The organism is Salinivibrio kushneri, assembly GCF_027286325.1.
GTDB classification, from domain to species: Bacteria; Pseudomonadota; Gammaproteobacteria; order Enterobacterales; family Vibrionaceae; genus Salinivibrio; species Salinivibrio kushneri_A.
Window position 1 is genome coordinate 2,551,311 of record NZ_CP114588.1, and the last position, 11,914, is coordinate 2,563,224.

The window sequence follows — 11,914 nt, forward strand, 5'->3', positions numbered from 1 at the left end:
AATGCCCTTTCAGACGCCGCCGCAAGGCGGCGTTTTTCTTATGGCGCTACGCGCGTGAGACAGGAAACGCGGTCACCGCATCAATGTGATCACAACCGAGCGCTAACATCACTAAACGATCGACGCCTAATGCCACCCCCGCGCAATCAGGTAAGCCACTTTCCAGCGCGGACAATAAGTGCTCATCGATAGGTTGTGGTGGTAGACCGCGAGCCTCACGTGCCGCATTGTCCGCCTCAAACCGCTGTCGTTGCTCGTTGGCGTCTTGCAACTCATAAAAACCATTGGCCAGCTCAATCCCTCGGAAGTACACCTCAAACCGATGCGCAACACGCCAGTCTTCTTCGCTGATTTTAGCCAGCGCGGCTTGCGACGCGGGAAAGTCATAAATAAAAGCGGGCACCTGCTGGCCAATATTCGGCTCTACCATCACGGAGAAAAGCAGCTGCAGCAAGGTATCTTTGTCGGTTTCATCCTGAGTGATGTCTGCCAATCCCTGCGTAGCAGCCAGTGCACGCAACTGACTACTATCCGCGGTTAATGGGCACAGTCCGGTGAACGATTCAAAGGCCGTTTGATAGCTCATCCGTGTCGCAGCTTGACACCTAAGTACCGCTTGCAACAACCCATCCATTTCATCCATTAAGTCATGGTGGGTATAGCCAGGTTGATACCACTCCAACATCGTAAATTCAGGGTTGTGGTAGCGCCCTGCCTCTTCATTACGAAACGCCTTACTGATTTGGTAAATGGCACCGCTGCCCGCTGCCAGTAATCGCTTCATATGAAATTCTGGGCTGGTCATCAAATACAAAGGTAGTCCCTTGGCAAAGCCGGGGCCGACCAGCGAGGTGGAAAAACTGTGCAGGTGCACATCAGTCACCGCCGCTTGACTCAGTGCAGGGGTATCCACTTCCCATACGTCACGATCAGCAAAAAATTGACGGATACGGGCGATGATCGCGGCGCGTTTTTTTAATTGTGGCAAGCCTGCGGTTGGCTGCCACTGATTCATCTCACTCATACGTTACCCTTGCACGCTCTCTGATGGCGCCAGTCTATCGCTGCCGTCTGGAATGACAAGTACTCACGATTAGTGTTGCGCGGCAAGCATGTGCCACATAACGCATTTTCTTTGTAATTATTTCCCCTTTTTACAAGAGCGGCAGGCACTTAACGACTAACATCACACTTTTATGCAATTTAACACTCATGCCCACAAAATCGCGGTAATTCCCCGACTGAGTCAATTTTTGCTGTGCACAGATTGCCTACCATGACAGCAGAACAATAAATAAGCCAAGCACTGGCTTTCCCTACACTGGAGGATGAACGTGCAGACCATTACCACAGATATTGCAGTGATTGGCGCTGGTGGCGCCGGGCTGCGCACCGCCATTGCGGCCGCCGAGGCAGACCCCTCTCTTAATATTGCCCTGGTATCTAAGGTTTATCCGATGCGCTCCCACACTGTGGCCGCAGAGGGTGGCTCAGCTGCCGTCATCAAGGACGAAGACAGCCTAGACAACCACTTCAATGATACCGTCAGCGGTGGCGACTGGTTATGCGAACAAGATGTCGTCGATTACTTTGTCAAACATTGTGCCCATGAAATGGTACAACTCGAGCAATGGGGCTGCCCTTGGAGCCGAAAAGACGATGGCAGCATCAATGTCCGCCGTTTTGGTGGCATGAAAGTCGAGCGTACTTGGTTTGCCGCGGATAAAACCGGCTTCCATATGCTCCATACCCTGTTTCAAACCTCGACCAAATATCCACAGATCCAACGTCTCGACGAATACTTTGTGATTGATTTGATTATCGATGACGGGCAAGTACAAGGCTTGATTGCCTTGCACATGGCGGAAGGCGAGCTGGTCTGTATTAAAGCCAAATCGGTGGTGTTAGCCACGGGCGGCGCCGGACGCGTGTACAGCTGCAATACCAATGGTGGGATTGTCACCGGGGATGGCATGGCCATGGCTTATCGCCACGGTATCCCGCTGCGTGATATGGAATTTGTCCAATATCACCCCACAGGGCTGCCTGGAACGGGGATCTTAATGACCGAAGGCTGCCGTGGCGAAGGTGGCATTATTGTCAACAAAGACGGCTACCGATACCTGCAAGATTATGGTCTCGGGCCAGAAACGCCGGTCGGACAGCCAAAGAACAAATACATGGAGCTCGGCCCACGCGATAAAGTCTCACAAGCCTTTTGGCATGAGCAGCAAAAAGGCAATACCATCAAGCACACGCTCGGTGACGTTGTTCATCTCGATTTACGTCACCTCGGCGAAGACTATATTCAAGAACGGCTGCCGTTTATTTGTGAGCTCGCCAAAGCCTATGTCAACGTTGACCCCGCCAAAGAGCCGATCCCAATTCGTCCCACGGTGCACTACACCATGGGTGGCATTGAAACGGATGCCCAAACCGAAACGCGCGTTAACGGCTTATTTGCGGTTGGTGAGTGCTCCTCCGTCGGTTTGCACGGGGCTAATCGACTCGGCTCAAACTCGCTCGCTGAATTAGCGGTATTTGGTCGTTTGGCGGGTGAAGGCGCAGCAAAACGGGCAGCGGCCTTTACAGGTTGGAATCAAGCAGCTATTGATGCCCAGGTTCAGAACGTCAAAGCGCGCATTGATCAGTTGCTGAGCAATCAAGGCGAAGAAAACTGGGCGGATATTCGCAAAGAGCTGGGCGAGACAATGGAAGCGGGCTGCGGTATTTATCGTCGCGAAGATCTGATGCAAGCCACCATTGATAAAATTGCTGAGCTCAAAGCACGCTATCAGCATGTTGCCATCCAAGACCAAGGGAGTGTGTTCAATACTGACCTACTCTATGCCATTGAAGTGGGCTATGGCTTGGAGGTCGCAGAGGCCATGGCACACTCTGCCATCCAGCGTAAGGAATCTCGTGGCGCTCACCAACGGCTAGATGAAGGCTGCACCGAGCGTGATGATGATAACTACCTCAAACATACCTTGGCCTTCTATCAACCCGAGGGCGGCCCTCGCATTGACTACGGCGATGTTAAAATCACCAAATCACAACCACAAGCACGCCTATATGGCGATGCGGCGGAACACGCCAATCGTGGCAATGTGGATCAACAAGAGGAGCCCGCATCATGACGCAAACTACCTACCAGGTCTCAGTGCTCAGATACGATCCGGCAACGGATGAGGCGCCTTACTCGCAATCTTTCGTTGTGCCCGGCGATGAAACCATGTCGGTCTTAGATGCGCTAGGCTATATCAAAGACAACCTCGATAAATCGCTGTCTTACCGCTGGTCTTGTCGCATGGCCATTTGTGGCTCATGCGGAATGATGGTCAATGGTGTTCCCAAGCTCGCTTGCAAAGCGTTTTTACGTGATTACGCCAAAGGGGTGGTGATTGAGCCTTTGGCTAATTTTGCGATCGAGAAAGATCTCGTTGTCGATATGACGCCCTTTATTGAGCGTCTTGAAGCAATCAAACCCTATATCTTGGGTAATGATCGACGCCCTGAAGACGGGCCCAATACACAAACGCCTGAACAAATGGCACGTTATAAACAATTTGCCGCTTGTATCAATTGCGGCTTATGCTATGCCGCCTGTCCGCAATTTGGTCTCAACCCCGACTTTTTAGGCCCTGCCGCGATCGCGCTGGCACACCGCTATAATCTTGACAGCCGAGACAAGGGAAAAGCCCAACGCATGCCGCTGATTAATAGTGATAACGGCGCGTGGGGATGCACTTTCGTCGGCTACTGCTCCAAAGTGTGTCCGAAAGGTGTTGATCCTGCGGGTGCAGTCAACCAAGGCAAGGTGGCTTCCACCCAAGATATGGTGATTGCCATGTTTAACCCTAATAAAGATGGGCAGGAGGTAAGAGGATGAGTAACCGCAAACCCTATACACGCCCCATGCCGCGTACTTGGTGGCTCGACCATCCGTTCTACCGCTTTTATATGGTGCGAGAAGCGACAGTACTGCCTTTGGTCTTTTTCACGCTTAGTCTCACAGCTGGATTAATTTGCTTGGTTCAGGGACCGCAAGCGTGGCAAAGCTGGCTGGATTACATGGCCCACCCGGTGGTGATTACCTTGAACCTGGTTGCCTTGGTCGCCAGCCTGTTTCATGCCACCACATTTTTCAGCATGATGCCGCAAGTGATGCCAATTCGCATTAAAGGCAAACTGCTCGACGGTAAATGGGTGATTGGTGCGCAATGGGCCGCGGTGGCGGTGATATCACTGATTGCTCTGGTGCTCATTTAGGAGGTGTTATGATTGATTCCAAACCCAAACGTTCCGATGAGCCCATTTGGTGGAGCCTCTTTGGCGCCGGGGGAACCTGGTTCGCGATGTTTACCCCAGTGACTGTCTTGATCTTAGGGGTACTCATCCCTCTCGGGATTATTGACCCATCCACATTGAGCTATGACCGTGTGACGATGTTTGCTGAGCACTGGCTCGGCAAGCTGCTGATCCTGGCCACCCTTGCGTTGCCTATGTGGCATGCCATGCATCGCATCCATCACGGGCTGCACGACTTAAAGCTGCATGTTGGACTCGCCGGTAAGGTAATTTGCTACGCCATCGCCTTTGCGGTCAGTGTCGCGGCCATACTGTTGGTATTGATTGTCTAATTCCAGTCAAAACAAGGCATAAAAAAAGCCCTGGCTGATGAAGCGCAGGGCTTTTTAACAAAGGTTACTTAACCCGTCCAACGTACTCACCCGTACGGGTATCGACCTTAATCACTTCGCCGATTTGAATAAACAAAGGCACGCGAACCACAGCGCCTGTGCTCAGTGTCGCTGGCTTGCCGCCCGTTCCTTGCGTATCACCTTTCAAGCCTGGATCGGTTTCTGTCACCTCTAGTTCAACGAAGTTAGGTGGGGTAACCACGATAGGGTCGCCATTCCACAGTGTAAGCGTACACGTGTTGTTCTCGACGAGCCACTTGACGTTATCACCCACTGCGCTCTCGTTAGACGCAATTTGCTCAAAGGTTTCATTGTTCATAAAGTGATAGAATTCACCGTCTGTGTACAGGTAATCCATATCAACTTCAATCACGTCGGCCGCTTCAACGCTGTCACCCGATTTAAATGTTTTCTCTAGTACTTTACCGGAGATCAACTTACGGATTTTGACACGGTTGAAGGCCTGACCCTTGCCTGGCTTTACGAATTCATTTTCGGTAATGACACACGGCTCGTTATCGAGCATAATTTTCAAACCGCCGCGGAATTCATTAGTGCTGAAAGACGCCATCTTGATCCTCTTAACATCTTCGAGTTTTCACAAATGTCGCACATCATAACCCGAATCCAGCCTGCTGTTGAGCGAAACTGGATCAAAGAACTCGCAGAGGCGATCACAGATCCCAGTGAACTGCTGCAAATGCTTGAAATTTCACCACAGGGATGGGAGTCCGGTTTTACGGCGCGCCGTTTGTTTTCACAGCGTGTACCGCGCAGCTTTGTCGCCAGAATGGAAAAGGGAAACCCTCATGACCCATTGTTAAAGCAGGTACTACCGATTGCCGACGAATTTAATGAGGTTGACGGGTTCAGCGCTGACCCACTGGAAGAACAAGATAATGCCGTCCCTGGACTGTTGCACAAATACCACAACCGAGTGCTACTGATCGTAAAAGGCGGCTGTGCGATAAACTGCCGCTATTGTTTCCGTCGCCATTTCCCTTACCAGGACAACAAAGGCAGTAAGCGTGTATGGCAAGGGGCGCTGGACTATATCGCCGCTCATGCAGAGATAGACGAAGTGATTTTATCTGGTGGCGACCCACTGATGGCCAAAGACGATGAGCTCGATTGGCTCATCAGTGCTATTGAACAAATAACACATGTTAAACGGCTGCGTATCCACTCTCGCTTGCCCGTCGTGATCCCCGCACGCATCACCTCAGCGCTGACCGAGCGCTTATCGCACTCGCGTTTAAACGTGGTGATGGTCACCCACATCAACCACGCCAATGAGATCGATGACGAGTTAAGCGACAAACTCCACGCACTGCGACAAGCAGGTATCACGCTGCTTAACCAAAGCGTCCTCCTTAAAGGCGTGAATGATAGCGCTGACGCTTTGGTGGCTCTGAGTCAACGACTGTTTGAGGCCGGCGTTTTACCTTACTATCTGCATGTATTGGATAAAGTCCAAGGCGCCGCCCACTTTCTAGTCTCAGACGATGAAGCACGCGCCTTAATGCAAGACATTATCGGCCAGCTTTCCGGCTATTTAGTCCCCCGACTGACCCGAGAAGTTGGCGGACGAGCCAGTAAAACGCCGCTGGATCTACATTTAGAGTGAATAATCAGTGACTTAATTGATATAAGCTGTTGATTTATTTTTGCTTGCATGGCTTATTAGAGAGGAAAGTTCACCACAAGGATGTGTTATGTCTCTGATTATTCGTCAATACCACACCGACGACATTCCGGCGATACGTGAAATCTACGCGCAACCCAAGGCTCAAGCAGGCACCCTGCAATTGCCGATGCCAAGCCTCGCGATGTGGGAAAAACGGCTTAATAACGTGCCAGATGGCGTATACCCATTGGTTGCCGAGCTGGAGGGAAAAGTGGTCGGCAACCTCGGCTTAGTCATTGCCGCGAACCCGCGCCGTCGCCACGTTGCAGATATTGGCATGGGCGTTCATGATGCTTATCAAGGCCGCGGCATTGGTAGTGCGCTAATGGAAAAAGCGATCGATTTAGCCGAAAACTGGCTGAACGTATCACGGATAGAGCTAACCGTTTATACGGATAACGCGGCTGCGACCCGCCTCTACCAAAAGTTTGGCTTTGAGATTGAAGGCACCGCCAAACAGTTTGCGTTCCGTAACGGCGAGTTTGTTGATGCCCATTATATGGCGCGTACCCGCTAATCAAGCCACTCAGGCATAGTATCGGGCTTAGCGTAACTGAGCCGCCCCACACGGTCGGTGCGATGGTAACTGTCTAAGCCACTCAACGCGACGGTGCCTGCTTGCTCAATATCGACAAAACCATCGTGGCTGATACAGCTATCTGGAACATGCGCCTCAATGATCTCACCGACCAATAGATGGGTGCCGTTGATTGCCATGGTATGCTCCTCACGAAGAATCAGGCCAAGACGTATCGCGGCTTCTTGAACATAAGGCGCATTAATTCGCTCACGCCATAAGGGCGTCAGACCCACTTGCTCAAATTCAGACACCCCGTGTGGATAGCGTGCTGACGTTTGATGCGCGGCGACAACCATTTCCTTTTGAACATGGTTAAGTGTATAAACCCCGGTTTCGCGAATGTTTTCTAAGGTATCACGCGGTACGGTATCAGGGCGGATAATCACACCCATTAACGCTGGGTTGGCCCCTAGATGAAACGCAGAACTCACAATGCACAAGTTTGTCTGTCGATTTGAGTCACTGGTGCCTAGCAGGTTCGCCGATTTAAAGCCGGACAGGCTATTCACGAACGCCGCGCGATAACGCTTTTCCATCGCCAGTATATCGTCTCTCTCATACACACTCAGAGCCATATCCATCCTTACTTAAGTTGGCATTGTTGACAGCGAGCTTGTCCCGTTAACAGCGCGGATATGCGATAACGGTGTTGGGCAAAGAACAGATACAGTTTGTCAGCAACCCAAGCAATACCAGGCCAGCGTAGCCACTTCACCCAATATCCTTTATTCACAGCCCGCCAAGCTACATAAGTCGCATCTAAACCATACACTATCTGCCCGCCGCTATCTTGCGCATGCAAAATGCGATTGGCGGCACTGGGATCTATGTCAGGAAAACGAATAGAGAAATCAGCTTGATGAATATCAACCAGCTGCAACGCGCCTTGGGTATCCCAACGAGACAGCTTACGCATTTCTTTCACGCATAAAGGACACATGCTGTCATAAAATACAGTCACCATAATCACACCTCCTAACAGCGAGATTACGCACAGAAGGGCAATGAAGATCAGAAAAACGCACGGTAAAAAATCGAGCAGGAAGGGAAAAGCATAGCGCTCAGTACAAAAATAACAGACATAAAAAAGCCCTGACCGTCAGGTCAGGGCTTGGTATTTTCTCATCAAAGTCTTACGCATATCCGCTTTGATGATTAAATTGCGAGCTATGTGCAGGGAGTTTTGAAGCGAGACGTACAGGGCTGATACACCCTCAAGATACAAAAAAGCCCCGACCGTAAGGTCAGGGCTTGGTGTTTCTACTAATTAAAGTCTTACATATAGCTGCTTTAATTAATTGTATTCAAAGCCTGGCGATGTCCTACTCTCACATGGGGAGACCCCACACTACCATCGGCGCTGCTTCGTTTCACTACTGAGTTCGGCATGGAGTCAGGTGGGTCCAAAGCGCTATGGTCGCCAAGCAAATTCGGTAATCTAGAAAGCTGTTCGTTCTCGCCACAATCAACTGGCTTATTTCAAGTCCAACCCAAAACCTCTTGGGTGTTGTATGGTTAAGCCTCACGGGCAATTAGTACAGGTTAGCTCAACGCCTCACAGCGCTTACACACCCTGCCTATCAACGTCGTCGTCTACGACAACCCTTTAGAGAGCTCGAAGCTCTAGGGATGACTCATCTCGGGGCCAGCTTCGCGCTTAGATGCTTTCAGCGCTTATCTGTGCCGAACTTAGCTACCGGGCAATGCGTCTGGCGACACAACCCGAACACCAGCGGTTCGTCCACTCCGGTCCTCTCGTACTAGGAGCAGCTCCCCTCAATCATCCAACGCCCACGGCAGATAGGGACCGAACTGTCTCACGACGTTCTAAACCCAGCTCGCGTACCACTTTAAATGGCGAACAGCCATACCCTTGGGACCGACTTCAGCCCCAGGATGTGATGAGCCGACATCGAGGTGCCAAACACCGCCGTCGATATGAACTCTTGGGCGGTATCAGCCTGTTATCCCCGGAGTACCTTTTATCCGTTGAGCGATGGCCCTTCCATTCAGAACCACCGGATCACTATGACCTACTTTCGTACCTGCTCGAGCCGTCACTCTCGCAGTTAAGCGGGCTTATGCCATTGCACTAACCTCACGATGTCCGACCGTGATTAGCCCACCTTCGTGCTCCTCCGTTACGCTTTGGGAGGAGACCGCCCCAGTCAAACTACCCACCAGGCACTGTCCTCACCCCGGATAACGGGGCTAAGTTAGAACATCAAACATACAAGGGTGGTATTTCAAGGATGGCTCCACAGCAACTGGCGTCGCCGCTTCAAAGCCTCCCACCTATCCTACACATGTAGGCTCAATGTTCAGTGCCAAGCTGTAGTAAAGGTTCACGGGGTCTTTCCGTCTAGCCGCGGGTACACAGCATCTTCACTGCGATTTCAATTTCACTGAGTCTCGGGTGGAGACAGCGTGGCCATCATTACGCCATTCGTGCAGGTCGGAACTTACCCGACAAGGAATTTCGCTACCTTAGGACCGTTATAGTTACGGCCGCCGTTTACCGGGGCTTCAATCAATGGCTTCTCTTGCGATAACCACATCAATTAACCTTCCGGCACCGGGCAGGCGTCACACCGTATACGTCATCTTTCGATTTTGCACAGTGCTGTGTTTTTAATAAACAGTTGCAGCCACCTGGTATCTGCGACTGCCCATAGCTCCATCCGCAAGGGACTTCACCGCGGGCAGCGTACCTTCTCCCGAAGTTACGGTACCATTTTGCCTAGTTCCTTCACCCGAGTTCTCTCAAGCGCCTTGGTATTCTCTACCCGACCACCTGTGTCGGTTTGGAGTACGGTTGCTACTTACCTGAAGCTTAGAGGCTTTTCCCGGAAGCATGGCATCAATGACTTCACCACCTTGGTGGCTCGACATCGTGTCTCGGCCTTGATTTCCCGGATTTGCCTAAGAAATCAGCCTACGCACTTGAACCTGGACAACCATCGCCAGGCCCACCTAGCCTTCTCCGTCCCCCCATCGCAGTAAGTAGCAGTACGGGAATATTAACCCGTTTCCCATCGACTACGCCTTTCGGCCTCGCCTTAGGGGCCGACTTACCCTGCCCCGATTAACGTTGGACAGGAACCCTTGGTCTTCCGGCGAGGAGGTTTTTCACCCCCTTTATCGTTACTCATGTCAGCATTCGCACTTGTGATACCTCCAGCAAGCCTCTCAGCTCACCTTCAACAGCTTACACAACGCTCCCCTACCCAATATCCATAAGGACATTGCCGCAGCTTCGGTGTATCGCTTAGCCCCGTTACATCTTCCGCGCAGGCCGACTCGACCAGTGAGCTATTACGCTTTCTTTAAATGATGGCTGCTTCTAAGCCAACATCCTGGCTGTCTGAGCCTTCCCACATCGTTTCCCACTTAGCGATAACTTTGGGACCTTAGCTGGCGGTCTGGGTTGTTTCCCTCTCCACGACGGACGTTAGCACCCGCCGTGTGTCTCCCGGATAGTACTTACTGGTATTCGGAGTTTGCAAAGGGTTGGTAAGTCGGGATGACCCCCTAGCCTTAACAGTGCTCTACCCCCAGTAGTATTCGTCCGAGGCGCTACCTAAATAGCTTTCGGGGAGAACCAGCTATCTCCGAGTTTGATTGGCCTTTCACCCCTAGCCACAGGTCATCTCCTAACTTTTCAACGTTAGTGAGTTCGGTCCTCCAGTTGATGTTACTCAACCTTCAACCTGCCCATGGCTAGATCACTCGGTTTCGGGTCTAATGCAAGCAACTCGACGCCCAGTTAAGACTCGGTTTCCCTACGGCTCCCCTATGCGGTTAACCTTGCTACTTACATTAAGTCGCTGACCCATTATACAAAAGGTACGCGGTCACCCCACTAGGAGGCTCCCACTGCTTGTACGTAGACGGTTTCAGGTTCTATTTCACTCCCCTCACAGGGGTTCTTTTCGCCTTTCCCTCACGGTACTGGTTCACTATCGGTCAGTCAGGAGTATTTAGCCTTGGAGGATGGTCCCCCCATGTTCAGACAAGATATCACGTGTCCCGTCCTACTCGTTTTCACGACTAAGGCGCCGTCGGCTACGGGGCTATCACCCTTTATTGCCAGGTTTTCCAACCTGTTCACCTAACGCCTAAGCCGCTTAAGGGCTGCTCCGGGTTCGCTCGCCGCTACTGCCGGAATCTCAATTGATTTCTTTTCCTTCGGGTACTTAGATGTTTCAGTTCCCCGAGTTCGCCTCTTAGCGCTATGTATTCACGCTAAGATACCTGCTTATGCAGGTGGGTTTCCCCATTCGGACATCGATGGCTCAAATGCTTCTTACCAGCTCACCATCGCTTTTCGCAGGTTAGTACGTCCTTCATCGCCTCTGACTGCCAAGGCATCCACCGTCTACGCTTAGTCACTTAACCATACAACCCCAAAAGGTCTTGCATGAAAACAACTAAGGTTTTGTTTTTGCCGGACTCAAAATAGAGACTTTGCTTATCACTAAGACAAAGCCCAAGCACACTTGATTGTGTGAGTGACATTTCTGTCACTGATTGAGAACTTTACTGTCATTCTTTAAAGAATGACTTGTCAGCTTTCCAGATTGTTAAAGAGCATGTGAATCTATCAATACGATAAACCACTTTTTAAAGACACTTATCATCATAAATGCGCTTAAAAAGTGGTGGAGCTAAGCAGGATCGAACTGCTGACCTCCTGCGTGCAAGGCAGGCGCTCTCCCAGCTGAGCTATAGCCCCATCATGAATCCCTTAGATGCTGGTGCCAATTTCTTTTGAGGCAAGGCAGTGTATTTCGACGTTTAGTTCGCTAAACGAGGAATGCACTAACGCAGCATCAGGAGAAATTGGTGGGTCTGAGTGGACTTGAACCACCGACCTCACCCTTATCAGGGGTGCGCTCTAACCACCTGAGCTACAGACCCATCTAAGGTACGAGCCTTTCACTA

At 51.2% G+C, this 11,914-nt stretch carries 10 protein-coding genes, 2 tRNA genes and 2 rRNA genes; 6 read left to right on the top strand and 8 right to left on the bottom strand.

From position 1 onward, the window contains the following. Positions 1-46: 46 nt before the first annotated feature. On the bottom strand, positions 47-1,015 hold the full coding sequence (gene epmA / locus N8M53_RS11710) for an elongation factor P--(R)-beta-lysine ligase (RefSeq protein WP_269580042.1): 969 nt from the start codon (positions 1,013-1,015) through the stop codon (positions 47-49). A gap of 319 nt (positions 1,016-1,334) precedes the next feature. On the opposite strand from epmA, the gene frdA reads away from it, so the two are divergent. Genes frdA through frdD form a run of 4 tightly spaced genes read left to right on the top strand, consistent with a single transcriptional unit; the run spans position 1,335 to position 4,643 of the window. Then, positions 1,335-3,140, top strand: a complete 1,806-nt coding sequence (frdA, locus tag N8M53_RS11715) for a fumarate reductase (quinol) flavoprotein subunit (RefSeq protein WP_269578908.1) — start codon at positions 1,335-1,337, stop codon at positions 3,138-3,140. Beyond that, positions 3,137-3,892, top strand: a complete 756-nt coding sequence (locus N8M53_RS11720) for a succinate dehydrogenase/fumarate reductase iron-sulfur subunit (protein WP_269578909.1) — start codon at positions 3,137-3,139, stop codon at positions 3,890-3,892. The genes frdA and N8M53_RS11720 overlap by 4 nt, the downstream gene beginning before the upstream one ends. Further along, positions 3,889-4,272, top strand: a complete 384-nt coding sequence (gene frdC / locus N8M53_RS11725; RefSeq protein ID WP_269578910.1) for a fumarate reductase subunit FrdC — start codon at positions 3,889-3,891, stop codon at positions 4,270-4,272. Before N8M53_RS11720 ends, frdC begins: the two co-directional genes overlap by 4 nt. A gap of 8 nt (positions 4,273-4,280) precedes the next feature. After that, positions 4,281-4,643, top strand: a complete 363-nt coding sequence (frdD, locus tag N8M53_RS11730) for a fumarate reductase subunit FrdD (RefSeq protein WP_269578911.1) — start codon at positions 4,281-4,283, stop codon at positions 4,641-4,643. A gap of 64 nt (positions 4,644-4,707) precedes the next feature. Here the strand turns inward: frdD and efp are convergent, their stop codons facing one another. Beyond that, positions 4,708-5,274: an elongation factor P gene (gene efp / locus N8M53_RS11735; RefSeq protein ID WP_046074398.1), complete on the bottom strand. Its 567-nt coding sequence runs from the start codon at positions 5,272-5,274 to the stop codon at positions 4,708-4,710. Between the two features lie 33 nt (positions 5,275-5,307). Here efp and epmB point away from each other — a divergent pair, with 33 nt between their 5' ends. Continuing rightward, entirely contained in the window at positions 5,308-6,330 is a 1,023-nt protein-coding gene (epmB, locus tag N8M53_RS11740) for an EF-P beta-lysylation protein EpmB (protein WP_269578912.1), read from the top strand. Between the two features lie 88 nt (positions 6,331-6,418). Then, on the top strand, positions 6,419-6,907 hold the full coding sequence (locus tag N8M53_RS11745) for a GNAT family N-acetyltransferase (RefSeq protein ID WP_269578913.1): 489 nt from the start codon (positions 6,419-6,421) through the stop codon (positions 6,905-6,907). Here N8M53_RS11745 and N8M53_RS11750 read toward each other — a convergent pair. The 6 genes from N8M53_RS11750 to N8M53_RS11775 all read right to left on the bottom strand — a co-directional run bounded on the left by N8M53_RS11750 (position 6,904) and on the right by N8M53_RS11775 (position 11,890). Then, positions 6,904-7,545: a flavin reductase family protein gene (locus N8M53_RS11750; RefSeq protein ID WP_269578914.1), complete on the bottom strand. Its 642-nt coding sequence runs from the start codon at positions 7,543-7,545 to the stop codon at positions 6,904-6,906. The two genes, N8M53_RS11745 and N8M53_RS11750, sit on opposite strands and share 4 nt — an antisense overlap. Positions 7,546-7,553: 8 nt before the next feature. Next, on the bottom strand, positions 7,554-7,934 hold the full coding sequence (locus N8M53_RS11755; RefSeq protein ID WP_332301565.1) for a DUF393 domain-containing protein: 381 nt from the start codon (positions 7,932-7,934) through the stop codon (positions 7,554-7,556). Between the two features lie 345 nt (positions 7,935-8,279). Next, positions 8,280-8,395, bottom strand: a 5S ribosomal RNA gene (gene rrf / locus N8M53_RS11760). An 86-nt stretch (positions 8,396-8,481) separates the two neighbouring features. Further along, a 23S ribosomal RNA gene (locus tag N8M53_RS11765) occupies positions 8,482-11,368 on the bottom strand. A 261-nt stretch (positions 11,369-11,629) separates the two neighbouring features. Further along, positions 11,630-11,705: transfer RNA gene (locus N8M53_RS11770), tRNA-Ala, on the bottom strand. Between the two features lie 108 nt (positions 11,706-11,813). Beyond that, positions 11,814-11,890: transfer RNA gene (locus tag N8M53_RS11775), tRNA-Ile, on the bottom strand. Between the last annotated feature and the right edge of the window lie 24 nt (positions 11,891-11,914).